A 24,314-nucleotide genomic window follows, 5' to 3' on the forward strand; every position below is an offset into this window, starting at 1 on the left:
CATGAAAATCAAAGATTATCTCGTCTTAGTTTCAGTCATAGTGATTGTCGTGATGATGGTTATTCCTCTTCCGCCACTATTGCTGGATTTCTTGATTATGATCAACATCAGTATTTCCTTGACGATTATTTTAGTCGCGATGAATACGAAGGAAGCGCTACAATTTTCCATCTTTCCTACGTTGCTTTTACTGACAACATTGTTCCGTCTCGGATTAAATGTTTCAACAACTCGATCCATTTTGACCAATCAAACAGGGGGAGAAGTTGTTGAAACGTTCGGTTCATTCGTAGTAGGTGGAAGTCCCGTTATTGGTATATTGATTTTCTTGATTTTAGTTATTATTCAATTCCTGGTTATTACCAAAGGATCTGAACGTGTGGCGGAAGTCGCTGCTCGTTTCACACTCGACTCGATGCCAGGTAAGCAAATGAGTATCGATGCCGATCTAGGTGCAGGAATGATTTCCGACCAAGAGGCAAGAAAACGCAGAGAAAAGGTGAGCCAGGAAGCCGACTTCTACGGTGCCATGGATGGTGCCAGTAAGTTCGTCAAAGGGGACGCGATTGCGGGAATTATCATTGTTCTCATTAATATTATCGGTGGTTTAATCATCGGGGTAATCGTTCATAAATTACCTGTTGGAGAAGCTGCAAAATTGTTTACACTCCTATCTATCGGAGATGGTCTGGTTAGTCAGATTCCGGCATTGTTGATTTCTACTGCAGCCGGCATCGTGGTAACAAGAGCCGCTTCCGAAGGGAACTTAGGTTCAGATATTACGAGACAACTTTTTGCTTATCCAAAGCTGCTATATGTGGTGGCTGGTACTCTTTCTTTATTCGCTATCTTCACGCCTATTAATCCTTTATTGGTGATGCCAGTTGCTGGGCTTGTGGCATATGGAGGCTATAAAATGCAACGTACACTGAATGCCGAAGAAGAGGAAGAAAAAGAAGCTTCTTCTCACGATGGACAGGAGCTGGAAGGATTGAAAAGTCCTGAAAGTGTTGTTGACCTACTCCATGTGGATGCCATCGAATTCGAATTCGGATACGGTTTGATCCCTATTGCCGATAAGAATCAAGGCGGGGATTTACTGGACCGCGTCATTATGATTCGCAGACAATGTGCGATCGAACTAGGCATTGTGGTACCGGTCATACGAATCCGTGATAATATTCAACTTTTTCCAAATCAATATGTCATTAAAATAAAAGGGAACCGAGTGGCTTCAGGTGAGATTATGCTTGATCACTACTTGGCTATGAGTCCTGGAGTTGATGACGAAAGCATTGAAGGCATTGCGACGGTTGAACCGGCATTTGGAATGCCAGCATTATGGGTGAATGAAGAAATGAAAGAGGAAGCAGAAATGGCGGGTTATGCGATTGTCGATCCACCTTCTGTTGTCTCAACGCATCTTACGGAAGTAATCAAGAAGCATGCACATGAACTGATTGGCAGACAGGAAGTTAAATCCCTCGTTGAAAACATTAGAGAAAACTCTCCTGCAGTGGTAGAGGAATTAATCCCGAACTTAATGGCGATCGGTGAAGTACAAAAAGTTTTAATGAAGCTTTTGAAGGAAAAAGTATCGATTCGGAATTTACTCGTTATTTTGGAGACGCTGGCCGACTACTCATCTCAAACAAAAGATACAGATGTTTTGACGGAGTATGTAAGACAAGCTTTATCTAGACAAATCACCTTGCAATATACGAACCCGAATGAAGCCTTACAGGTGATTACGGCAGGTGCAAGTCTCGAGAAAAAATTTGCTGAGTCTGTGCATCGTACGGAGCAAGGGAGCTACTTATCGATTGACCCGGAAGCTTCACAAACCATTTTTCAAAAGATTTCCGAACAAGTTACGCAACTTCAGCAATCAGGCGTACAACCTATTTTGCTGACATCACCTGCAACCCGCATGTATATGCGCCAATTCGTCGAACGATTTGCACCAGATCTTCCGGTCCTTTCTTATAATGAATTGGAACCGGAAGTTGAGATCCAAAGCGTGGGAGTCGTCAATATCTCTGGAGGGGTGGGAAGTTTCTCATGAGACTGAAAACGTATGTCGTCAATAATATGACTGAGGCTATACCCATGATCAAAAGAGACTTGGGTCCTGACGCTCTTATATTAAATACAAAGCAAATCAAGACGGGTGGTTACTTAGGCTTTTTTAAAAAAGAAAAACTTGAAGTAATTGCCGCAGTTGAACCAACACCTAGTGAACCAAAGCGTAATGCCGATAGCATCAAGCCTCAGGTTCAAGCTGTTGAAAAGAGAATGGATGAGGATTTTGAGATAACTGAGAATGAATCAGTCATGCCGGTTGATAAGCAAGAGGAACATCTGGATGAACTGATGAGTGAACTGAAAAGCCTTAAGCAATTCATGTTCCAGGCAATCGATGAAGATCGCTTGCCAGAAGCATTAAAAGCGTTGAATAAAAAATTCAATGCACAAGGAATAACTGAAGAAGTTCAGTCTGAGATCATGGCCAAGCTAATGCTTGTTTTAGAAAAGCAGCCCAATACATCTGAAGAAAAACTTCAAACTCTAGCTAAAAGAGAAATTATCAAGTTAATCAATGCCCATAAAAAAAGACCGAGCAGAAGAAAAGTCGATATCATTTGTTTTATAGGACCAACAGGTGTAGGAAAAACCACTACCATCGCTAAAATAGCAGCCGATTATTTGCTAAGTGAAGATAAGAAAGTTGGACTGATTACGTCAGACACATACCGTATTGCAGCAGTAGAGCAATTAAAAACGTATGCTGGCATTTTAAATATCCCGATCAGAGTCGTGGAATCTTCAGCTGACTTGAGTGCGGCAATGGATGATTTAGCCGATTGCGATATTATTTTGATGGATACGGCAGGCAGAAACTATCAACAAAAACAGTATATTGATGACTTGAAGCAGATGCTGCCGGATAGTAAGAAAATACAAATCAATTTAGTCTTGAGCCTGACTTCCAAGTATGAAGATATGACGAAAATTATTGATAATTTCGATACGATTGTAATGGATCAGCTGATATTGACTAAAAAAGATGAAACCAGTTCAACAGGTGCCATCTTGAACTTGATTTATCATTATTCAATCCCAATACGATATATTGCCAATGGTCAAAGTGTTCCAGACGATATTCTTACCGTAACTCCTGAGTTAATAGCAAACTTCGTATTAGAGGAAGATGAAAATGTTTGATCAAGCAAAACAATTAAGGGAAAAGGTGTTGCATAAGACACCTAAGAAAGAGAAGAGACAAACCCGGATAATTGCCGTTACCAGTGGCAAAGGGGGAGTCGGCAAATCAAACTTCGCATTGAATTTTGCTTTGAGTCTCGTTCAACAAAACAAAAAAGTCCTGATTTTTGACGTTGACTTAGGATTTGCCAATGTTGATGTCTTACTTGGCAGATCCAATAAAGAATCCATTGCTACCATGATTGAAAAGGATTTGTCTATTTGGGATATTATTGAAGAAGGACCGAATGGCTTGTTATTTATCTCAGGCGGATCAGGTTTCAATGAAATGTTCAGCCTGGATGAATTGAAAATGAACAAATTTTTCAGTGAATTAAGTTCAATTCAAGGTTCAGTTGATTACATTATTTTGGATACCGGTGCAGGATTATCTTATGAAAATTTACGTTTTATTCTCGCAGCAGATGATGTAATTTTAGTCACGACACCAGAGCCTACATCTATAACTGATGCCTATTCCATTGTGAAGATGGTTCATGCCAAAGATCAAAACGTGCATATGAAACTCATCATCAATCAATGTACGAGTGATAAAGAAGGAAAACAAACAGCCGATAACTTTAAAAAAGTGACGGAGCAATTTTTACATAAACAAATCGAGACGTTGGGGTTTATCCCAAGTGATTTGAATATACCAAATGCCGTAAAAAAACAAATTCCGTTTTTACTGGCATATCCAAACTGTCATGCTTCACAGGCTATGCAACATGTGACAAGCGAATTTCTTCAACTTCCTGTTTCTTATAAGCTTGGGATTAAAGGGTTTTTATTGAAAATGCTATTTAAATAGGCTCTGTTAATAGATTTGTTAATTTTTGTTCCATGCGGACGCTTTCCGCGGGCGGTCCACTAGCCTCCTCATTCGCTTTGCTCACTGCGGGGTCTAGTCTGGACACGCTTATCCCGCTGGAGTCGCCGCATTCCACTACGCTTACGATTTAGTGATATGGAGTAAAACAGGGGAGACTCCAGCAGGAAAAACGAAGTGCCGAAATCCACTCGGAAGCTAAGTCCGAGTTAGTTCGGTGCAAGCCTGTGGAAAGTGCAGATTTTTTACGGTATATCAACAGCAACATTTTAAATAGCCTTTAAATAAAAGCATAAAGCATTCTTATAAGTGGGGGTGAAACTCATGTTGAACAACAAATTGTCGAAAGAAGAACTGGCCTATTGGGGAAATTGGCAAAAAGAGCGAGACCCCCAGGCGGGAGAATATTTAGTCGAGCGCTACCTTCCATTGGTTGATTACATCGTCCAAAGGTTTATGATCAGTTTGCCTAAAACAGTCGATAAGGACGACATCCGTAGTTTCGCATATGAGGGACTGCTTGATGCATTTGATAAATTCAATATGGAAAGAGATATGAAGTTTGAAACGTATGCGACATGGCGTATCAAAGGAGCAGTCATTGATGGACTTAGGCATAGCGATTGGTTACCCCGTTCCGTTCGGGATAAAGTGAAAAAAATCGAAAATGCGTACATAATTCTGGAACAGCAGAAAAACGAGGCTGTTACGGATGAGGAAGTCAGTGATTATTTAGGAATTACAAAATCCGAACTGAACAAAACGGTTTCAGAAGCGGCTCTGTCCACCATGATTTCCATTGATGAGACTGTTTACGATGAGGATCGACAAGTCGGAAAATACTCGCTGATTGAAAATGAGCATGCAGAATCGCCAGAACGCCATTTAACCGCACAGATGATTAAAGAATCATTATCAAATGCGATTGGACGCTTACCTGAAAAAGAGAAGCTTGTTATTTCTCTCTGTTATTTCGAGGAACTGAAATTAACTGAAATTGCAGAAGTTCTCAGTGTCAGTGTATCCCGAGTTTCCCAAATGCACTCCAAAGCAATACTTCGTTTACGGGCAGCCACACTTGCCATACACGAAAACTATTGAAATTAAAAAGGTATAGAAGGATAAGGTGATACCGTTGGATTGGTTCCTGATTGCGATGATTATTTTAGTTATTCTGGTGAATATCCGGTCATTTCTTGTATTGGCCGAATTGAAACAAAAAAGGGCTCAAATGATTGAAGATATAAACACGATTCACGGAAGTATGGAAGAATTCGTGACGAGTGTGGAAAAAGAAAATGATGAACTTTATCAAAGATTTGTCGATCATATACATATGAAAGATAGCAAACTCGATGAGAAAATCCGATTGTTGGAAGAAAAACTCAACAATGAAATGGCAGGGGGCTCTCCCGTGAAACTTCAACAAGAGCAACAAGTTGATGAAGCTCACGTTTATGTTGCTGCTTCTGAGGTCAACGAGCAAGAAAATGATAAGATGTTGAAATTGTATAAACAAGGTTTTTCTGAAAAGCAAATTGCCAAGGTGTTGCAGATGGATCTGGGAGAAGTGGAACTTGTCCTGAATATGTTCAAAAAAAAGCAAAGTAATCAAAAGTAGAATGAGGTGTTTCATTTGCGTATTGGAATGCAAACGAATTTTTCAAACGACCGGATTTCTAAAAATGCAGTGGAAAGTAAGACATCCGATTCTTTTGCCAACGTGATGAGGAAATCACAGAATAACATGCACTTGGATTCTTTAAATCAATTAATGTCTCGTGTGGATACACAAGGACAAAAGTTGGCAAAACAAAGAACCCTTGAAAACCTCTTGGATTATAAAAATTTAGTAAAGCAGTTTATCGGGGAATCCTTAAGTTTTGGGATGCAATTGTCCGAAAAACAAAGCTTCAATTCAAGTGGTGGAATGAAAACGCACCAACTAGTGGAAGTGATTGATCAAAAACTTATTGAAGTACAGGATGAAGTGCTAAATAATGAAAATGAAGGTCTTAATACGCTTCGTTTAGTCGGCGAAATCAAAGGATTACTTATTAATTTATATATGTGAAAGCAGTTATAAAAAGGGGGGAACAAAATGAGCGAGAATCGTCGCGAATTTTTTCGAGTAGTATTTCATCAATCGATTGCTGGAGAAATTTCATTGGATGGAGCAATCTTCTTCATGCCGGTAGAAATTGAAAATGTAAGTGTGAGAGGTCTGAAATTCATCTCATCTATGGACATTCCATTAGAGAGACGAGTAACCTGTCGTTTTGAAATTTTAGACAGTCCTTTTTTATTGGAAGGATCCATTATTCGTAAGTCGATGAGATTGCATGATTTTGAATACGGCGTTGGATTTGAAGTGAACCAAAGTACTTCTTCTGAGTTATTCAAGCAATTGAACTATTATCAAATTCGTCAGCGTAAAGGGAAATAAACAAATCGTTTAAACACACAGTTCATTCATGCCAAGAGAATCTTAGAGAGATTCTCTGTTTATGTAAATGATATTAAGGAATCCAGTTATTGATATGCTGGATTCTTTTTTATTGATTAATGTGATATGTACAAATACCAAAAGATCCACTCGTTTGAAAGAGAGATTTTACAGACATGAAAATAAATAAAAGGTGCCAGCTTTGGAAATCTGACACCAGAATTAAAGTTATCCAATAATATGAATGATAACTATGTCGAATTTTTGGCCACGAGCTCTTACGGTTAGAAGCATTGATAAGTAAGTATCTCGTGCATATTCAAAATTTGATATGTCCATCCCCGCCTTCTTCTCCAGCGGTAGCCAACGATTATTTGTCTGCCTACAAAGGTAGGGAAAAACCAATAACTTCTGCCGTTCCTTAACCACACGTACGTGTTGCTAAATAGACAATTTCTGATTCCGCCAGGTCCGACCTGCCATGCTGGAATTGGTGGGGAGAAGCCAGGTGGTGGTGCCATGGGAGGCAAGCCAGTGCCGGGTGGTGGTCCAAATGGAGGTGGCTCAAAATAATCGTTTGAGAAACCTTGTGGAAAGCTCGATGAATCAAATTCATTTCCACTCCGATAATATGGATTATTCGTCAAATCTTTTACCTCATTCCTCGTAATCTACCCTTCAGCATATGTCACTTGGTTAGATTGCAATGGGGAGACACACAGACGAGATTTGGAATTAAGTGAATAAAAACCAACAAGCACCCGATTTATCAGCATCGGGTGCTTGTTTTATAAATCTATCATTCACTTATTTCGGATCGATTTTCGATGCATCGCCAGGTTTTAGTCCATGAGAAAGGAAATAAACAAATGCACCCCCGAGCATAGCCAAACATAGCAGAAAGCCAATTGTAATCACTAAATAGTATGACATATGTACCGCCTCCTTTTTGGAGTATATGCGGGGACAAGCCATTATTTGATGAACTAGGAAACTATTTTTCCTTTCTTTATTGTAATGTTAATTAGCTGAGCAGACACTCAGTCTGACTTTCGGTGTACGACGTCTAAAAAAATGACGTTCACGTCTGACTTTTGAGGATTCACGTCTGAAATTTAACCTTTGTAGTCGGAAAAATAGTAGAGATTATGATGATTCATCAAGTGACCGCAAGACAGAATAGGATTTCTTGGAAAACTAAAGGGAGCGGCCAATAATATTCGTCCGGCAGCTTTCTAACTATTTTTCCTTCCTTTGATGTATGGATAATTAGCTGAGCAGATGCTCAGTCTGACTTTTGGCGTACGACGTCTGAAAAAATGACGTTCACGTCTGACTTTTCTGGATTGACGTCTGAAAAATGACCATTGTAGTCGGAAAAATAGTAGAGATCATGATGATTCCTCAAATGACCGCAAAATAGGAAGGGATTTCCTTAGTGAACTAAAGAAAGCTGCCGAAATTGTATCTTCGGCAGCTTTCTTTTTAGGTATGAAATTGTTTCGAGAAATCTTGTAGTCTAGCGTTTATTGTACACGTGCGAAGCCGAAGCCTGATGCATAGTCGTCACCAGTTGTTGCACCGATTCCACCTTTAATATCGACTGCTTTTGCTTTGTTTTGAAGGTTGGTGCGTAATGTTGTGTGTGACCAGCTTGGGTTTGATGCCCAAATTTTTGCAGCAAGACCTGCTACGTGTGGTGTAGCCATTGATGTACCGTTCAATGTGTTGTAGCCACCATTGTTCCAAGTTGAGTAGATTGCTGCACCTGGAGCAGAGATTTCAACGTCACCTTGTTGGATTACATAATCACCGTCTGTTGAAGCGTATCCGCGAGAAGAGAAGTCTGCAACGCGGTATGTACCGTTTTGCTGAACGTTTTCTAATGCTGCGACGGCAACAGCGTTAACTAATGCGCCTGGGTAACCGATAGAGCCTTGGTTCGGACCTTCATTTCCTGCAGCTGCCACGATAAGAACACCTTTGTTATATGCATACGTAACAGCGCTTGAGATTAAGCTGTCATTTCCTGCAGAACCAAGTGACATGTTGATTACTGTTTTTGTACCAGTTGATGTTGCTTGGTCAGCCGCGTGGCGGATGGCAGCAGCGATATCATCTGAGTAACCTGAACCGTTATCGCCAAGTACTTTGTATGCCCAAAGGTCAGCTTGAGGAGCTACCCCGTAAACACCTGCACCGTCGTCTCCTCCATCAGCAAGAGCTGAACCTGCTACGTGAGTTCCATGTCCATGAGCATCGTTACATGCGCCGTTAACTAGTGATGTTGCTTGTGTGAAGTCTTTACATTGCTCAACTGCATTTTCAAGATCGTAGTGGGCAGTGTAAACTCCTGTATCAAGAACAGCGATGTTGATGCCTGCTCCACCAGATGTTGTGGTTTGACTACTGTTATTATAGATGGCTTTGATGCCCCATGGTGTTTGGTGTGTTGGATATTCAGCCGCTTGTACTTCGCTTTGCGTTGAACGTACGTCCGTATCCAATTTAACTTCTTGTACTTTTGTCAGTGTAAGATTTTTGTTTTTTTGCAACGCTTCGAATTGCTTTTGTGTCATTTCAGTAGAGAAACCGTTTTCCGTTAGTTCCCAACGTGATTTGTATTGCTTCTTCAGCGTATCTTTCTGGGAAAGATTGTTCGATTCTACATAGACACGGAATTTCTCAACACCATTGTCTGTGTTTTGTGTAGAAGCACTTGCCCCTGCCGTAGGGATTGCCAGACTTGCTGTCAATAAAACGCTCATCAAGATTTTCTTCGACTTGTTCATGTTTGTTTGCTCCTTTTCGTTGGGGAATTTTTTGTTTTTGTTGCTAATTCAAACCTATCACACTACTGTTAATTTGATTATTGGGAAATATTTTAATATTATTAATATTAAAGTAAATAAAAGTAAATAGGTGATTGTATGCAGATTGGCTCATTGATCAAGTATCATCGAACAAAAAAGGAGCTGACTCAAAATCAGCTGGCAATGGGGATTTGCTCCATTCCTCATCTCAGTAAAATCGAAAATAACAGCAAGGAAGCGAATTCTGAGACAATTAGGCTGTTGTTGGACCGGTTAGATGTGGATCTTCAAGACGTTGAGGAAAGTGAACGAGCAATTAAAAAATTGCAGAAACAATTGCTGATTCACATTAATTATGTTGAAGTGGAGAAAGCGGACGAGACGTTCAAGGAGCTGGAATCACATAAAGAAATCATCGGTTTTACCGATTATATTTACTTGTACGAAATGTATAAACTGCGCTACTACTTGTTTAAGAAGGACCTTGAAGCCTCAGAACGACAGATTAAGTGGTTACAAGCGCACCGTCAGAATTTTTCCCAACATGAGCAGTATTTACTTTCCTATTTTACTGCGATAGCTTTAATCCTACGGGGAAAGTATGGGGAAGCGGATGAAAAGCTTACCAGGCTCGTTCAAGAAAGCGTTGGGTTGAACTACTTTGAAGGAGAATTATATTATCATCTTGCACTAGTGAAGGGGTATTTGGAGCAAGCGGGTCACGCAATCTTTTATGGAAAGAAAGCTTTGAGTTTTTTTACGGAGCAGTTCAACTATATGCGGATCCTACACGTGCAGATGGCGCTCGCCATTGATTACTCGCAGTCGAAGATGTATGAGGAAGCGCTGGAAAACTATGAACACTTGTTGCGTAACACTGAATTGTTAAAGCAGCAAGACTTGCTACCGCAAGTGCTTCATAATATTGGCGACCTGAAACATCATATGGGTGACTACGCAAGTGCAATGGAAATGTTTAAGAAAAGCGCCGCCCTGTTTCCGAAGAATACGGAAAACTATTTGCTTTGTTTGTACAATCTGGCTGTTACTGAGTATAAGCTCGACAGATTGAATGACAGCAAGAGGGATTTTACGTTATTGCATGAAGAAGCCTGTAAGATGAAAGTGGTCTCATATCAGCTGTATGCAAAGTTCTACTTATATTTGCTAGCTGATCAACAACAAAAGGCCATGAACTTTCTTGAAAACAAAGTGGTTCCCCACATAACGAAAACTGACGAACTGAAAGATGCTCATCAAACTTTTTCTCATATATTAGCCGAGCATTACAAGCGTGAAGGGAAATACGAAAAAGCCGTGCAATTCATATTATGAGGAGTGTTTTGGATGAAAAAGACGATTCTGTTGGCACTAATTTTGAGTTTGGCTTACTTTGCAAACAGCCATGAAATGAAAAATGTAAAAATTGAGATGGCTAGCACAGATGATGTATCGAATACTTTTCCTATTCGCCCACCAGTGGGTTGATTTCATAGAGGGATGTCAGAGTATCCTTGAAGATTGATGGGATTTTTATTAATAATGAAATTTTTTAAACCAGTAGCTGCTAAAGCTGCTGGTTTTTTTGCGTCTGGATTCAGAGATGGAAAGATAATAAGTAAAGCCTTCCCATGTACAAGTCAATGCTATAAATATAGCATTATCCAATATTTGTAGTGTTTAGTATGTTTGGTTTTCGGAAACACTATTATATAAATATAGCAATATATTAACTACTAGAATAGAAATAGGATGTGTACAGGTTGAAGAAGTTGAAAATTTTTTTAGTTTTGTCATTGCTCGTTAACGTTTTATTAATTGGAGCGGGAAGTTATGCTTTGTCTAAAAAAAGCGGAAAAGAATTAGTTAAACAAGTGGTAAAGCCCCAGGATTTTTCGGCATATTATCTACAAAAAACTCAGTTATACGATTCACTGGATTATGGGAAAGTGGATAAAATCTTCGTCGGGGACAGTATCACAGACCACGGAGAGTTACAGACGTATTTTCCTGGAGAAGTGGTATTAAATCGAGGAATCGTGGATGATAAATCAAAAGGTGTATTAAAGCGTATTGATGAAGTGGTGAAACGTAAACCAAAAGAAGTTTATATTTTGATTGGTATTAATGATATTGGTGAGAATGTCGACGTGGATGTGTATGAAAAGAATATGGAAAAAATTATTCAATCGTTCGATAAAGCGTCAACGAAAGTGATAATACAGTCGATACTTCCAATCAATAATCAAGATTTCCAAAATAAAATATCCAACGAAACCGTTGATCAATTCAATGAAGTACTTCAAAAACTAGTGAAGAAACATGGACTAGAATATGTTGATTTGAATCCTCACTTTAAAGATACCGATGGACAATTGAAAGAAGAACTGACGGTAGATGGGGTTCATTTATCTGGCAAAGGGTACGATCTGTGGATGGAGAATTTATAGTGGAATGACCAGTGGCGTTGATGCTGCTGGTTTTTTATTGGCATGAAATCTAAGTGGCATTAATCCACTTACGGCAAAACGCCAATAAAAATGGTGAACTAGCGTAGTGAGTAGATCATTCCAAAGAACTTTAAAGCCTTGGTAATGTTCCACTCGCTGAAGCATATCGGGTAATTCTTTGTGATAGAAATGAGGCATGATCGATTAGTTGGAAATGTGAGTTTAAGTAAGAGTTGCAATGTAAGCTCCAATTTTGTTCTCCAGTCTAAAGTCCATTTTCGAAAAAGGATTTATAGACATTCAGGGAGAAATTAAATAGAGTTGGATTTTCTATTAGTTATTTAAAACGAGGGTTAGAGATGGATAGTTTTGTGAGGTATTTCACTGAGGACCTTCAGGATTACGTTACAGCTTATGGCATTTTCATCGTTCCGTATTTGTTGTTCATCTCGTTATTGGGATATGTGGTGCAACGTGTGAAGGATAAAAAAGAGAACAACTATATGAATAATTAATATAAGAAGCCGTAGATTAAATCTTCGGCTACTTTTTCATGCAATTAACTGTTCATATTGGATGTCGGATAATATTGGTAATTATTCTATTTATATAGTACTGTTTATATGAATATTTTATTATAATGCTTATTTACAAGTGGGACTTATTGGGTGTTTAATGGAATGATAATGTAAATTAAATTGAATGAGTAGGTGAATGGAATGACTTCCAATGGAGACAAAAAACATAGGCTATTAAACGAAAATGGTTTAACGCTAGTTGAAATTTTGGCAGCGATTCTTATCCTGTCATTAGTTCTTTTATCGTTCATGGCAATGTTTACACAGTCTGCAAAATATACTGCTCATAATCGAGAAACGTTGTCTTCGGTGGAAATTGCCGAAGACGTTATTGGGAAAATTAGAATGACGAATGATTTTACGGAACTCGGAAACCTTAAAAAAATTACGGTAACTAACGGGGTAACTAATAGAGTTGATGTGTCTGCCACAGATGCTTTTAAAGGGTTGGATCCAATTGAAGTAATCAATAGTGGTAATTCAAATTATAAAGTATTTCTAACAATGAAAGCCGCGCCAACGAATATTAATACTCTTAAGAGAGTCGAAATTGAAGTGAAGCCAATTAATGCAACTATTAAAGATTCTAAACCGTTTAAAACTGAAATCTTTATTGAGGTGAGTGGTTTATGAGAAATCAAAAAGGGATCACATTGGTTGAATTACTTGCAGCTCTCGCACTAGTAGGTCTAGTTGCTGCGTTAGCTTTTTCGATAATGACTCAAGGTTTAAATGCATCAGATCGGAACACATCTAATCAGAGGTTGCAGCAGGAAGCGAATATTATTGTTGAGAAATTGCGAAGAGTACATTTGATGAATTCTCACGAAGCTGGCTATACGCCAACATTTGAATTGGAGATTATCGGCAATGTACTGAAAATAAAAGGTGAACAAGGTGGAATAGCAGAAGATATCCTCTCAACAGGTTATACATATAAGTTTCTCGATACAGTCGATGTCAACAAGATGGAGATTGACAGGGGAGGCCACCAAAAATTTAAAATGGAAATAAAAGATGGTGCCCGAATTTATATTATCGATACCACTTTCAGCAAGTTATAGGAAGGAGCCTTTTATGTTTTATATGAAAAATCAAAAAGGATATATATTATTGATTGTCCTTATGCTAGTCATGGTATTTTCTGTACTGGGTATAAGTTTGATGTCACTTAATATTACTTCTGCTAAACAATTCGATAGTAAAGAAAAAACTGTGCAGGCTAGACATGCTGCTGAAATGGGTGCACAGCATTATAGAGCGTATATTGTAAAAGAATGGGATCATGTAGCTCAACTTAACAAAGTGGACATAAACAGCTTAAACAGTGAACCACCAGGTCAACAAAAAAAAGTAGTTGATAAATATAGAAACGATATTAAAAGTAGAAACAATGAATTTTGTAATAGGGTAAAAAGTTACAAGTTAATAACATCAGAATATACCGTCTCACCATCCAGTATGCAAGTTAATTGCAATCTCTCTATTACAGACCCATTAAAGTGGGATTTTACAGTTATCAGTAAAAAAAACTCAGATGATAAAGGTGTTAGTGTAGCCGCAACTGTTAAAATGGATGCAGGTCTTTACGAGACACCGGGTGATACTATAATATACAGCAAAGAAGTAAATGACTATCGACAGTGGACCTCATTCGACAATAATGTTAATGTAGATATTTTTTCAACAAACAAAAATAAACAGATGCTATTATTCAATAAAAATCTGACTGCAAATGACTTTAATTTACCAACACATTCATGTGCGATTATAAAAGGGAAATTTGAAGTTAAGAATTATTTGCGAACCAAAAACAAATCAACAATCTTTGTTTTGGGTGACGCATATATTCCAAGTAATTTCAATTACCATAAAAATCACGGGGGACTTTTCGTTGTAGGGAATGTCTATATTGATGGTGTACTTCAAAATCCTAAACCCTATATGGGTATCGACCCATCAATTAATCCAGGAAATTGTAAAGTGCCGAGCAACTTAGGTAATTCCTCGAATCAACCCGAATTGATTATTACATACAATTGAATCCCATCAAAAAAACGGCCGAAGTTTGCATCTTCGGCCGTTTTACTTTTTGAAAAGATTCTCTTTTTGGTTTTCTTAGAAGCGCAGAGGATAAGGCATCCAAGCTTTTTGGGTACGAAAAGAAAAGGCTACCGAGCGTAGCGAATAGCCCCAATCAAGGTTTTAAGTGCATTGGAATGGCCCACCAGCTGTAGCTTGGTGGTATTTTGGTAAAAGAAGTGATGAACAGCAATTTAGTTGGATGTTTTGGAGAGTTCGTTGGACAATATGACAATTTCGTTGGACAAACAGCGATCTTAGTTGGACAACACAGCTTTTTGTTGGAAATGGGAGAAGTGCCTTTAGAAAGAGAAGGAGGCGGCTGAAATTGTATCTTCAGCCGCACATTTTGCTAAATGGAGTGACGATTCTTTAGTAAACTAAAAAGTTATTGAAATGTTCTATGTTTTCTGACAAAATGAAATGAATGAACATTCATTGCGATGGGGGATGGGACGATGTATGCGACTTTAGGGAGAATTTTTGATCAGACGGTGAGCAATTTTCCGAACCGTGAGGCGCTCGTGGATTTGAAGCGGGGACAGCGTTGGACGTATGGGGAGTGGCGTGACGAGGTGCATCGTTTGGCGAATGCGTTGACTTCGGCAGGTGTTGGAAAAGGGGACCGGGTGTCGACGTTTTTGTTCAATACGAGTGAGCTTGCGACTACTTTGTTTGCGTGTGCCAAGATCGGGGCGATATTTAATCCAATCAATTTCCGGTTGAAGTCGGAGGAAGTGGCATATATTTTAAATGATGCCGAGCCTAAAGTTGTGATGTTTGAAGAGGCTTTGAAGGATCAAGTGGCGGCGATCCAGTCACAGTTTCCCGATATTCAGTTCTGGTTTATTAATGAAGAGACGCCTGAGTATGCGAAAAACTATCATGCGGAAGTTGGCGGTGCCCCGTCAACGCCACCGATAGTGGAAGTGAGTGAAATGGATACGTATGCCATCATGTATACGAGTGGGACGACGGGGCGACCGAAAGGCGTAATTCATCGTCACCGAGATATGGCGGAGCAAAGTCTTATTTGCACGGCTGTGCTGCGGTATACGAAAAATGATGTGGGGCTTGTGACAGCACCGATGTTCCATTGTGCGGAGCTGCATTGCTGTGTGATTCCGCGTGTTCAGGCAGGTGCGAAGAGTGTGATTATGCATCAATTCCATCCACAAGTGGCTCTTAATACGGTTGAAAAAGAAAAAGTGACCGTGATGTTTGCCGTTCCTACGATGTGGAGCATGATGGTGGACCAGGAAGGCGCAGCGTCTAAAGTGGGAACGTTGCAACGTGGGTTGTATGGCGCTGCACCGATGGCTCCTGTTCTTGTTAAGAGAGTGAAAGATGTTTTGGGAATCGATTTAATTCAGGCATATGGCCAGACGGAGATGGGGCCGGCGATTACGTTTCTTGCGGAAGATGAGCAGCTGACGAAAGTGGGTTCTGCCGGGAAACCCGCGTACAATCATGAGATTCGTATTGTTCAGCCGAATGAGGATGGACCTTCGGAGCCGGATGCGATTTTGAAACCGGGTCAAGTGGGTGAAATCATTGTGAAAGGTCCTTGCATGATGGCTGGTTATTTCAATCGTGAGGATGCAACTGAAAAGGCGCTTTATAAAGGCTGGTATCATTCCAGTGATTTAGGTTACATGGATGAGGATGGCTATTTGTATGTGGCGGACCGTGTGGACGACATGATTATTAGTGGTGGGGAAAACATTTATCCTCGTGAAGTGGAGGATGTGTTACACGAACATGAGGCGGTGCAGGATGTAGCGGTGCTCGGGATTCCAGATGAGAAGTGGGGAGAATCAGTAATGGCGTTTATCGTAACGAATGATTCGGCGCTTACTGCGGATGAGCTTGAACAGTTCTGTAAAGGAAACGACAAATTGGCAGGCTATAAACGTCCGAGACATTATCAGTTTGTGAATGAACTGCCGCGTAATGCGAGTGGAAAAATACAGAAGTTCCTGTTGAGGGAACAGCGAGTGGAAAGTGTCAGTCCTATGTAATGTTTAGTCTGGCGATACAGGGAAGGAATAACAGTTAGGGGAATTCTGTGAAAAGTAAAACATTGACGATTGTTGTTGGGATTTTAATGAGTATGAGTATGCTGTTTGTCGGTTTTTTTGCGCTAGATCGAGTGGCTAAAAAAGAAGAGACTGTAAAAGTACAAGGAACCGTTGTCAAGGAAGATAAAGAGGTGCCTGTAGTTGAAGAGCCTGAAAAAGTGGTGCAGCTGGAAAGGCTACCAAATGCTGAAAATGAGGCGGCAAAATGGAACGCTACAGCAACTGATTTCATAGAGACGTATCCTATGTTCAGGTTGGATGCATCTCGCATTATAAAAGATGAGTCGCTTTCAAATGATGAATTCACGACTTTTTTTCATGAGTTCCAAGCTTCTTTACGTATTCGTCTACAATACACAATTGATAATGAAACCAAAGAAATTACTGAAATGAAACTAATTGGATATGAAATAGCTGGCGCGGATCGAAGTGCCATTTTCCATTCAATGAGCATGTTTGTTAGTTATGTGGATAGTGAAGTATCGGTTTCGCAGGCGAATGAATACTTAGGGGAAATTCCGTTTGCAACCGATAAGGATGGATTGTATAAAGTGGAGTTTAATGGGAAGAAATACGAATTCACTTTGGATTTGACAGATGGGTTGAATATGCTTGTATTTCGTGTAGGTGAATAAAATGGAGATAAAGAAAAACGAGCCGCTGAAAAGTAAATCTTCAGCGACTCGTTTTTGCATTTGATAGTAAAAATACGTTTTTGGATGGAAAAGATAAAAATGAATCTTCAGCCGCTTGTTTCTAGGAAAAGGGTTGGTGTAAAGTAATCGTTGAAAAGGTTGGGGCAGGGCAAAGACGAAATATGTTTATTTGCGTCCCTGCATGGTAACCAATGAAAAAGGAGCAATAGCATGACAGGAAAGACACACATCATAGGCGGTTTAACAGCAAGTCTTGCTTACGCACAATTCACCAGTTACGATCCCGTACTGTTGGTAGGTGCAGGAGTAATCGGTGCGCTTCTTCCGGATATTTGTCACGGAGGAAGTAAAATCGGACGTACATTTCCTTTGATCTCGAAACTAATCAATGTAATTTTTGGACATCGTTCTTTCACGCACAGCTTATTGTTTTTATTAATTATTTCACTTCTCTTGAAATCATTTGTGACGAATGAAGCAGTGACTGAGGGAATTTTGATAGGGATGGTCAGTCATTTGGTATTGGACATGATGACCCGAAACGGCATCAAGTTACTGTTTCCATTTAAAATTCGTGTGCGTTTCCCATTGACGACCAGAACGGGTGGCACAGTGGAATCGCTTGTTTTCGCCGCACTGTCGGTTCTAACCGTGTATTTCGGTTATGAGGCGTTTGGAGTTTATTTACAATAAGGGATAATGAGAGAACTGACCAGTCGAGTCAGTTCTCTCATTTTTTGTTGGTGGAAAAGTGATTTGGTGCTACTCGGAACTCCATAAAGTATGAACTCAGGGCATTTTCGATTAGAAGGTGACATAAAGAGGGTTGCAACGCATAGCGTGCAATCCTAATCCAGTTCGTTGACTTGAGCAAGTAGTGTTGAAATCAATTTGTGCAACCTGGAAAGCCATTCTGTCTACCTGGAACCCTATTCTGTCTACCTGGAACCCTATTCTGTCTACCTGGAATCCTATTCTGTCTACCTGGAACCCTATTCTGTCTACCTGGAACCCTATTCTGTCTACCTGGATACACTTTCTGTCTACCTGGATACACTTTCTGTCTACCTGGATACACTTTCTGTCTACCTGGAGCTCAATTCTGTCTACCGGGATCCACATTCTGTCTACCTTGGAACCACTTTCTGTCAATCTAAAACCACTTTCTCTCTACCTGGACCCCGATTCTATCTACTTGAACCCACTTTCTTTCAATCTAACCCCTATATTCACGCACAATCACATCTCGCTTTTCTAGATTTGCTGCGTCTATTTAAAATTCAATTTGAAATTGCAATTTTTAACGAAACATTTTTAAATGTAAAACGAATAAAAATAAGCAAGTGGGGTAATAAAAGGAAGAAGAATATTTTAAGGTGTTTTATTATGACAAAAAGCTGAGGGTGAAGAGAATGAAAAAAATGAATCGTGGAATTGTTACGGCATTATCTGCCATTGGTGTTGCACAAGGATTAAAAGTTTTTACACATAAGAGAAATACAGGCAAATGGGATTGGCGACCATTGATTCAAACGGGTGGCATGCCGAGTTCTCATTCAGCAGGTGTAGCGGCATTAGCATCATATGTCGCAGCTAATAAAGGAACCCGTCATACTGAAACTGCTCTTGCAGTAGTTTTCGGCTTTATCGTTATGTATGATGCGCAAGGAATTCGACGTCATACGGGTGAAATTGCACAGCTCGTAAATGATTTAGAAGATGAATTGGTTGCATTCTCTGGCGACTTCCCAAGCTTCCAATATACGGAACGTGAAGGTGAGCTGAAAGAGCTTCTTGGTCATCAACCTATTGAAGTATTAGGTGGCGCCTTGTTTGGAGTTGCTTACGGTCTTATTGCAGCGAAGCTCGAGAACGACGAGCGCCGTAGAAATCGCAAGTACGGAAAACAATTGGAGGTACCAGAAAGGGTATCCTGGGATTGACGTGAATATTAGAACTATAGGCAGTCGAAGATGGATCATCTTCGGCCGCCTTTTTTAATTGATACGATGAAGATATTACCTTTATAAATGGAAAAATTAGGTGAAACGGGGAAGGTGAAATGCTGATGTGGACGAGTTGGTCTATTCATTTATTTATAAAAGATAAATAGATTTAGAAGAGCGATTGAAAATTTATTTCGATCGTTTTTTTGTGCGCTAAACAGGAAAATTTCGTATTAAGGTAATATATTAACATACTATTCCGACAAAATGTATGTCTATTTAGCTGTGTAAATAGTATGATGAAGGCTACAAGATTTGACAGTGAGGGATAGAGAAATGTTCTGTGTACAATGTGGAAAATAAAAGAGAAGAAATAATTTGTTTACTTTGTGAAGAACAAATAAAAGAGAACCAGGTGAAAACGAATAAAAAGAATCGGATTATTCTGACTGGGATGATCGTGTTTTTATTGATAATCGGGGGAGCCGGATACGGGTATCTTCATACATTGGATGATACTCAGAAAGTGGCGATGTTACCTGCAACTTTCACTAATAGTGTCTTAAAACATGCTAATAATGATGATAAAAAGGACATCATTAAAAAAGCCCAAAAAAGCGTCTACACCATTTTTACAGATGATGGTATGGGTTCTGGGTTTTTATTTGAAGAAAAAGGAACTGTTGTGACGAATGCTCATGTAGTGGCGGGTTTTACGGATGTTACCGTCCGAAATAGTCTTGGACAGGACACTCCTGGGCGTATCATTGGTATTTCTAAGTTTTTTGACGTCGCTTTGATTCAAGTCGATGCATATGAAGGTGAAACACCATTGCCCATTGGCAATGAATTCATGGAGCTGGGCTCTGAAATTATTGCTTTAGGAAGTCCACAGGGGTTGGAAAATTCGGCATCAGTTGGTTATTTAACGGGACTCGACCGAACTTTAGAAGATACAGATTATAACTATGGAGAAGTCTATCAAATTGACGCACAGATTTATCCGGGAAGTAGTGGTGGACCTTTACTAGATGCTAAAACGGGAGAAGTAATCGGCATAAACTCAGGTCTGCTGATTGAGGATGACACGATTGGGTTTGCCATTCCTATTTCGGCAATGGAAGTGCTTCTGAAAAAATGGTCAAATTCTCCGATGACTGAGGAAGAAGTGGCAAAAGTTGTGCCATCTGGAGACGATGAGGAGGATTTTGAATTTGGAGAGGACGCCTCTGAAAGCATCTTTGAAGTATCCAGTCTTACGAATTTTGTGCAGTATTTCCGCAGCAGCTATGAGATAGCAATCGAGGAAGAAGATTTTTATTACATTATAGACATGCTAGGTGAAGATAGTGAGGCTTATCAGAAATTAGAAGAGGCCATCGTTCTAATTGGAGGGAACGGCTCTAAATTTGAATTAACTTCGAATGAAGTAACAAATGTCGTGATTAAGAATGACCATGCCATTGTCAATGCTGTTGAAGTTTATGATAGCATAAGTCCCCAAGGAGAACGGTCTACCTTTAAGAAGCAAAAAGACTATACGATCATTTTTGATGAATATGGATTCTATACGATAACAAAAATTTCAAGTTATTAATCCGATTTTTTGTGGCTGTGCTTGTTTGATAGTAGTAAGGAGATTTGACAGTGAGGGGTACGGGAATGTTTTGTGTGAGATGTGGATTAAAAAATGAGCAGCATGCGAAACATTGTTTCGATTGCGGACTAAAGCTACAAGCGACACAAGTTAAATCGAAGACGAAAATCAAATACTTCATCATCACTTTATCAGTAGTGTTGTTGTCCATACTAGGGTTGGCGCTGAACACTTTCTTTTCTTCTACAACCATGTCAGAGGCAAGTATTGGATTAGCTTCTGAAAATATTGATGTGACGGAGAATGATAAAACGGATCTGATTAAAGAAATACAACCCAGCGTATATACCATTTCTACCGAGACAGGCATGGGGTCAGGGTTTTTATTTGATGAAAAAGGGTCGGTTGTGACGAGTGCCCATATCGTGGCGGGCTTTACGGAAGTGTGGCTAAGAGATTTCATGGGTCACATTACGACAGGTCGCGTAATTGGTATTTCCGACGAGTTTGATGTGGCATTACTAGAAGTAGTTGAATACAAAGACAAAAAGCCTTTGGTAATGGATAAGAAAATTTCGGAAATCGGTACGAAGATTATTGCATTTGGTAGCCCTTATGGTTTTGATAATTCGGCATCGATAGGATATGTAGCTGGTATGGACAGGGATTTTGACGCAGGCTATCAATACGAAGACCTTTATCAATTTGATGCACAAACGTCTCCTGGTAGTAGCGGCGGTCCCTTAGTGGATGCTAATACTGGCAAAGTGATTGGAATTAATACCGCGTTTCTAACGGAAGATGAATCAATCGGATTCTCTATACCGGCACATGCTATGTATGCACAGCTCGAACAATGGGCATCTTCTCCCATGTCGAGAGAAGAAGTGGCTAAATTCAAACCACATGAAGATCTTTTTGATGAAAGTTTTGAATATGCGTACGAGGACGACTACGAATTTGATGAAGTCACTTTAAAGGATTTTGCAGAAGATTTTCTGGTTGATTATGAGTCGGCAGTGGAATATGGGAATTTCGCCTTTATTGAAGAGAGAGTGGAGCCTGGAAGTATTGCTTACGAAGAATTGAAACCTCATATTGTTGAATATAAAGGGAAAGAAGTACGTTTTAATTTTATTGCTAGTAAAGCTTTAAACGTTGTGATTGAAAACGACCATGCTCTTGTATGCGTACAGGAAGAGTTCAACCTTATAGAACCAGATGGAAAGACCACTACTATTAAGAGAGAAAGAGACTATACCATTGTCATGGATCAGTATGGTTATTATTCAATAACGGACTTTGTTGATCGTTAGTTAAACAGTGCTTACTTCACAATGGAGTTAGCACTTTTTTTGCTGTTGATTTAAGAGGGAAATTCAAAATGAGGCTAATATCTGTTTAAGATTTAATGAATTGTCTTCCAACTCTCTTAACATGTGCTTGATTTCATGTGTAGGGAGCTGTTGTAACAGCTTATATTAGATTCTAATCATAGCTTTTTATGTTTTATTTGAGGGGGAGGGGGTAGAGAATTAGTAAATGTCAGGAGGAGATTCTGAATGGTACAAGTTAAAAATACGTATTATGTTGATGTGATGGCTGAGAGTGTTTTGCTCGAGCCATTGGAGAGCACGAGTTTTGTGATTCATGCAACTGAGCATGAGGCTGAAGCGCTGCGACAGGCCTTTGCGGTAAAGGATGAAACGGATATGGAAACGTATGTTGACGCTCATATTCCGTTTATTGATTATCGCCATGATCCTGGAAATGCTCATCATGATGCGGTTCAACGTGTCATTTATTCGATTATTTACAAGTTAGGTAATGATGAAGCGAGAAGACATATTGAAGAGATGGGAATTCTGACTGAACGCAAGTCGGACAATCCAAGTGATTATCAGCCTCATCGATGAGAAAATGTTATTGGTAGTAAAAGAAGATAATCGAATCCAGCAACTCTAAGTTGTTGGGTTCTTTTTGATGGAGAACGTGGGGAGGCGGCTGAAATTGTATCTTCAGCCGCCTGTTTTATGGAATGATGGAGACGATTCTTTCATATACCGCAGGGGTTGAAATTAATGTACTTCTTCTTTTAATTCGGCGATCTCGACATGTGAGCGTTCTTCTAGTGAGCGACGTAGATGGACAGTTGCGAGTTTGCCATCTTCATGAACTTGGTCAATCCAGACGGAGACCCCGTTGTAAGTGACATCGATTTCATTTGGCGAGTTGACGATTTGTTTGATGCGGTTCAATTCCACTTGCATTCCTCCTTGATGAAAAATTGCCTATTCAGTTTGAATTAGTTTGGGTTAGAATGGCGTTTATCATGTGAGGTTTTGAAAAAAATTAAAATTGATTTTTTTAGGGACACGAAAGAGTAGGAAGGATTATAATGGGTAAAGACTTCGTATTTTTTAGGGGATTTGGTTGCATGTTAAATAAAATCAATAAAATGCTTGAAAAAATAATGGCGTTTTTCATTCCAGTTTGTTTAGTGATTGGCGTATTGTTGTCTGATTGGATATTCAATTTTTCGGGATTGATTCCCTGGATTTTTGCTTTCATGACGTTTGCAGGCAGTTTAAATTCTAGTTTTGCTTCGATGAAACAAGCATTGCTATCGCCAGTACCGTTAGTAATTGCACTATTTTTTTTACATGTGTTGATGCCGCTTTGGGCGTTAGGAATAGGGCACGTGGTGTTTCGTGATGATATGTTCACGATTACTGGCTTGGTTTTGGCGATGGCCATTCCGACTGGTATTTCAAGTGTTGTGTGGGTTGCCATTTATAAAGGGAATATCGCGTTGTCATTGTCGATTATTTTGATTGATACGATGTTGTCACCATTATTTGTGCCATTAACCATGTCGTTGTTGGTCGGTGGAAACGTAGAGTTGGATGTTTTCAGTATGACCCAAGGATTAATTTTAATGATCGTGATTCCTTCGATTGCCGGGATGATGTTGAATCAACTGATGAAAGGAAGAACTGTGCAAGTTCTCAGTGAGCAACTTGCACCTATTTCAAAAATAGGTATGGGTCTCGTGGTGATGTTGAATGGAGCGGTTGTCGCGCCGTATTTGCTGAACGTGAGTGGGAAGTTGATTGTTATTGCCATCGTCGTGTTTTTCATTGCGTGTAGCGGGTATTTATTTTCCTTTTATTATGGAAAGTTGTTCAAACAGGATAGAGAAACAGTCATTGCCTTACTATTCAATGGCGGCATGCGAAATATTAGTGCTGGCGCAGTCTTGGCTATTTCCTATTTTCCGGCAGCAGTTGCAGTGCCAGTGGTAATGGGTATGCTTTTTCAACAGACCTTGGCTTCGGTTTTTGGGATATGGATTGATCGGCGGTACAGGGAAATTGAGAATTTGTAATAGGATATCAATTAAATCAACATTACTCACTCGAAGCGGCTACTAATCATGTGGTCGAAGGGATGGAGTTTTATATTTTTAGAAGGTTAGCCGTTTTCGAACGGCCATTTTTTTAGAAAAACCCCTTAAAAATTACTTAATTGCGAGAATATATAGACTTTTATCACTGCAATGAATTATGATA

General features: G+C 39.6%; 26 protein-coding genes. 23 read left to right on the forward strand and 3 right to left on the reverse strand.

Features of this window, described 5'->3' with window-relative positions:
- Position 1 precedes the first annotated feature (1 nt).
- The 7 genes from flhA (at position 2) to ACQKEV_RS04350 (ending at position 6,539) form a co-directional block, all read left to right on the forward strand.
- Positions 2 to 2,065: a flagellar biosynthesis protein FlhA gene (flhA, locus tag ACQKEV_RS04320; RefSeq protein ID WP_427443685.1), complete on the forward strand. Its 2,064-nt coding sequence runs from the start codon at positions 2 to 4 to the stop codon at positions 2,063 to 2,065.
- Complete coding sequence (flhF, locus tag ACQKEV_RS04325) at positions 2,062 to 3,225, forward strand: flagellar biosynthesis protein FlhF (RefSeq protein ID WP_427443687.1); 1,164 nt, start codon at positions 2,062 to 2,064, stop codon at positions 3,223 to 3,225. Before flhA ends, flhF begins: the two co-directional genes overlap by 4 nt.
- The gene (locus ACQKEV_RS04330) at positions 3,218 to 4,075 is read left to right on the forward strand and encodes a MinD/ParA family protein (protein WP_427443689.1); all 858 of its coding nucleotides are present in this window, start codon (positions 3,218 to 3,220) and stop codon (positions 4,073 to 4,075) included. Before flhF ends, ACQKEV_RS04330 begins: the two co-directional genes overlap by 8 nt.
- Before the next feature lie 342 nt (positions 4,076 to 4,417).
- A complete protein-coding gene (locus ACQKEV_RS04335) occupies positions 4,418 to 5,194 on the forward strand; it encodes a FliA/WhiG family RNA polymerase sigma factor (RefSeq protein WP_427443691.1) in 777 nt (258 codons plus the stop codon).
- A 25-nt stretch (positions 5,195 to 5,219) separates the two neighbouring features.
- Positions 5,220 to 5,714, forward strand: coding sequence for a DUF6115 domain-containing protein (locus ACQKEV_RS04340; protein ID WP_427443693.1), 495 nt, complete (start codon positions 5,220 to 5,222; stop codon positions 5,712 to 5,714).
- Between the two features lie 6 nt (positions 5,715 to 5,720).
- A complete protein-coding gene (locus ACQKEV_RS04345; RefSeq protein WP_427443695.1) occupies positions 5,721 to 6,167 on the forward strand; it encodes a YaaR family protein in 447 nt (148 codons plus the stop codon).
- Between the two features lie 27 nt (positions 6,168 to 6,194).
- On the forward strand, positions 6,195 to 6,539 hold the full coding sequence (locus tag ACQKEV_RS04350) for a PilZ domain-containing protein (RefSeq protein WP_427443696.1): 345 nt from the start codon (positions 6,195 to 6,197) through the stop codon (positions 6,537 to 6,539).
- 807 nt (positions 6,540 to 7,346) lie between these two features.
- Here the strand turns inward: ACQKEV_RS04350 and ACQKEV_RS04355 are convergent.
- On the reverse strand, positions 7,347 to 7,472 hold the full coding sequence (locus ACQKEV_RS04355) for a hypothetical protein (RefSeq protein WP_427443700.1): 126 nt from the start codon (positions 7,470 to 7,472) through the stop codon (positions 7,347 to 7,349).
- A gap of 593 nt (positions 7,473 to 8,065) precedes the next feature.
- Positions 8,066 to 9,331, reverse strand: a complete 1,266-nt coding sequence (locus tag ACQKEV_RS04360) for a S8 family peptidase (protein WP_427443702.1) — start codon at positions 9,329 to 9,331, stop codon at positions 8,066 to 8,068.
- A gap of 138 nt (positions 9,332 to 9,469) precedes the next feature.
- Here ACQKEV_RS04360 and ACQKEV_RS04365 point away from each other — a divergent pair, with 138 nt between their 5' ends.
- From ACQKEV_RS04365 to ACQKEV_RS04435, 15 genes are all read left to right on the forward strand, one after another.
- A complete protein-coding gene (locus ACQKEV_RS04365) occupies positions 9,470 to 10,687 on the forward strand; it encodes a tetratricopeptide repeat protein (protein ID WP_427443704.1) in 1,218 nt (405 codons plus the stop codon).
- A 12-nt stretch (positions 10,688 to 10,699) separates the two neighbouring features.
- A complete protein-coding gene (locus ACQKEV_RS04370) occupies positions 10,700 to 10,840 on the forward strand; it encodes a hypothetical protein (protein WP_427443706.1) in 141 nt (46 codons plus the stop codon).
- 266 nt (positions 10,841 to 11,106) lie between these two features.
- The gene (locus ACQKEV_RS04375) at positions 11,107 to 11,802 is read left to right on the forward strand and encodes a GDSL-type esterase/lipase family protein (RefSeq protein ID WP_427443708.1); all 696 of its coding nucleotides are present in this window, start codon (positions 11,107 to 11,109) and stop codon (positions 11,800 to 11,802) included.
- Between the two features lie 359 nt (positions 11,803 to 12,161).
- Entirely contained in the window at positions 12,162 to 12,317 is a 156-nt protein-coding gene (locus tag ACQKEV_RS04380) for a hypothetical protein (protein WP_427443711.1), read from the forward strand.
- A gap of 204 nt (positions 12,318 to 12,521) precedes the next feature.
- On the forward strand, positions 12,522 to 13,013 hold the full coding sequence (locus ACQKEV_RS04385; protein ID WP_427443713.1) for a type IV pilus modification PilV family protein: 492 nt from the start codon (positions 12,522 to 12,524) through the stop codon (positions 13,011 to 13,013).
- Complete coding sequence (locus tag ACQKEV_RS04390) at positions 13,010 to 13,444, forward strand: prepilin-type N-terminal cleavage/methylation domain-containing protein (RefSeq protein ID WP_427443715.1); 435 nt, start codon at positions 13,010 to 13,012, stop codon at positions 13,442 to 13,444. The genes ACQKEV_RS04385 and ACQKEV_RS04390 overlap by 4 nt, the downstream gene beginning before the upstream one ends.
- A gap of 13 nt (positions 13,445 to 13,457) precedes the next feature.
- A complete protein-coding gene (locus tag ACQKEV_RS04395; RefSeq protein ID WP_427457735.1) occupies positions 13,458 to 14,423 on the forward strand; it encodes a type IV pilus modification PilV family protein in 966 nt (321 codons plus the stop codon).
- 206 nt (positions 14,424 to 14,629) lie between these two features.
- A complete protein-coding gene (locus ACQKEV_RS04400; protein WP_427457738.1) occupies positions 14,630 to 14,788 on the forward strand; it encodes a hypothetical protein in 159 nt (52 codons plus the stop codon).
- Positions 14,789 to 14,920: 132 nt separating this feature from the next.
- On the forward strand, positions 14,921 to 16,483 hold the full coding sequence (locus ACQKEV_RS04405) for a fatty acid--CoA ligase (RefSeq protein ID WP_427443721.1): 1,563 nt from the start codon (positions 14,921 to 14,923) through the stop codon (positions 16,481 to 16,483).
- A gap of 47 nt (positions 16,484 to 16,530) precedes the next feature.
- Positions 16,531 to 17,178 (forward strand): hypothetical protein, encoded by a 648-nt coding sequence (locus tag ACQKEV_RS04410; protein WP_427443723.1) that lies wholly within the window; start codon positions 16,531 to 16,533, stop codon positions 17,176 to 17,178.
- A gap of 231 nt (positions 17,179 to 17,409) precedes the next feature.
- Positions 17,410 to 17,892 carry a metal-dependent hydrolase gene (locus ACQKEV_RS04415; RefSeq protein WP_427443724.1) on the forward strand — a complete coding sequence of 161 codons (483 nt, stop codon included), beginning with the start codon at positions 17,410 to 17,412 and terminating at the stop codon, positions 17,890 to 17,892.
- Between the two features lie 719 nt (positions 17,893 to 18,611).
- The gene (locus ACQKEV_RS04420) at positions 18,612 to 19,142 is read left to right on the forward strand and encodes a divergent PAP2 family protein (protein WP_427443725.1); all 531 of its coding nucleotides are present in this window, start codon (positions 18,612 to 18,614) and stop codon (positions 19,140 to 19,142) included.
- Between the two features lie 418 nt (positions 19,143 to 19,560).
- Positions 19,561 to 20,742, forward strand: coding sequence for a S1C family serine protease (locus tag ACQKEV_RS04425; protein ID WP_427443726.1), 1,182 nt, complete (start codon positions 19,561 to 19,563; stop codon positions 20,740 to 20,742).
- Between the two features lie 65 nt (positions 20,743 to 20,807).
- Positions 20,808 to 22,058 carry a S1C family serine protease gene (locus tag ACQKEV_RS04430; RefSeq protein WP_427443728.1) on the forward strand — a complete coding sequence of 417 codons (1,251 nt, stop codon included), beginning with the start codon at positions 20,808 to 20,810 and terminating at the stop codon, positions 22,056 to 22,058.
- Positions 22,059 to 22,304: 246 nt separating this feature from the next.
- Complete coding sequence (locus tag ACQKEV_RS04435) at positions 22,305 to 22,658, forward strand: hydrolase (protein WP_427443730.1); 354 nt, start codon at positions 22,305 to 22,307, stop codon at positions 22,656 to 22,658.
- A 162-nt stretch (positions 22,659 to 22,820) separates the two neighbouring features.
- On the opposite strand, the gene ACQKEV_RS04440 is transcribed toward ACQKEV_RS04435, so the two are convergent.
- Complete coding sequence (locus ACQKEV_RS04440; RefSeq protein ID WP_427443732.1) at positions 22,821 to 23,006, reverse strand: H-type small acid-soluble spore protein; 186 nt, start codon at positions 23,004 to 23,006, stop codon at positions 22,821 to 22,823.
- A gap of 173 nt (positions 23,007 to 23,179) precedes the next feature.
- Here ACQKEV_RS04440 and ACQKEV_RS04445 point away from each other — a divergent pair, with 173 nt between their 5' ends.
- Positions 23,180 to 24,130: a bile acid:sodium symporter family protein gene (locus tag ACQKEV_RS04445; protein WP_427443733.1), complete on the forward strand. Its 951-nt coding sequence runs from the start codon at positions 23,180 to 23,182 to the stop codon at positions 24,128 to 24,130.
- The last annotated feature ends 184 nt before the right edge of the window (positions 24,131 to 24,314 follow it).

Origin of the sequence: Paenisporosarcina sp. NPDC076907, assembly GCF_050269735.1 — a bacterium.
Lineage (GTDB): Bacteria > Bacillota > Bacilli > Bacillales_A > Planococcaceae > Paenisporosarcina.

Coding starts and splice junctions, on each gene's coding strand:
- flhA (WP_427443685.1), top strand. CDS start 2: ATGAAAATCAAAGATTATCTCGTCTTAGTTTCAGTCATAGTGATTGTC.
- flhF (WP_427443687.1), top strand. CDS start 2,062: ATGAGACTGAAAACGTATGTCGTCAATAATATGACTGAGGCTATACCC.
- ACQKEV_RS04330 (WP_427443689.1), top strand. CDS start 3,218: ATGTTTGATCAAGCAAAACAATTAAGGGAAAAGGTGTTGCATAAGACA.
- ACQKEV_RS04335 (WP_427443691.1), top strand. CDS start 4,418: ATGTTGAACAACAAATTGTCGAAAGAAGAACTGGCCTATTGGGGAAAT.
- ACQKEV_RS04350 (WP_427443696.1), top strand. CDS start 6,195: ATGAGCGAGAATCGTCGCGAATTTTTTCGAGTAGTATTTCATCAATCG.
- ACQKEV_RS04355 (WP_427443700.1), bottom strand. CDS start 7,472: ATGTCATACTATTTAGTGATTACAATTGGCTTTCTGCTATGTTTGGCT.
- ACQKEV_RS04360 (WP_427443702.1), bottom strand. CDS start 9,331: ATGAACAAGTCGAAGAAAATCTTGATGAGCGTTTTATTGACAGCAAGT.
- ACQKEV_RS04365 (WP_427443704.1), top strand. CDS start 9,470: ATGCAGATTGGCTCATTGATCAAGTATCATCGAACAAAAAAGGAGCTG.
- ACQKEV_RS04370 (WP_427443706.1), top strand. CDS start 10,700: ATGAAAAAGACGATTCTGTTGGCACTAATTTTGAGTTTGGCTTACTTT.
- ACQKEV_RS04380 (WP_427443711.1), top strand. CDS start 12,162: ATGGATAGTTTTGTGAGGTATTTCACTGAGGACCTTCAGGATTACGTT.
- ACQKEV_RS04385 (WP_427443713.1), top strand. CDS start 12,522: ATGACTTCCAATGGAGACAAAAAACATAGGCTATTAAACGAAAATGGT.
- ACQKEV_RS04390 (WP_427443715.1), top strand. CDS start 13,010: ATGAGAAATCAAAAAGGGATCACATTGGTTGAATTACTTGCAGCTCTC.
- ACQKEV_RS04395 (WP_427457735.1), top strand. CDS start 13,458: ATGTTTTATATGAAAAATCAAAAAGGATATATATTATTGATTGTCCTT.
- ACQKEV_RS04405 (WP_427443721.1), top strand. CDS start 14,921: ATGTATGCGACTTTAGGGAGAATTTTTGATCAGACGGTGAGCAATTTT.
- ACQKEV_RS04415 (WP_427443724.1), top strand. CDS start 17,410: ATGACAGGAAAGACACACATCATAGGCGGTTTAACAGCAAGTCTTGCT.
- ACQKEV_RS04420 (WP_427443725.1), top strand. CDS start 18,612: ATGAAAAAAATGAATCGTGGAATTGTTACGGCATTATCTGCCATTGGT.
- ACQKEV_RS04430 (WP_427443728.1), top strand. CDS start 20,808: ATGTTTTGTGTGAGATGTGGATTAAAAAATGAGCAGCATGCGAAACAT.
- ACQKEV_RS04435 (WP_427443730.1), top strand. CDS start 22,305: ATGGTACAAGTTAAAAATACGTATTATGTTGATGTGATGGCTGAGAGT.
- ACQKEV_RS04445 (WP_427443733.1), top strand. CDS start 23,180: ATGTTAAATAAAATCAATAAAATGCTTGAAAAAATAATGGCGTTTTTC.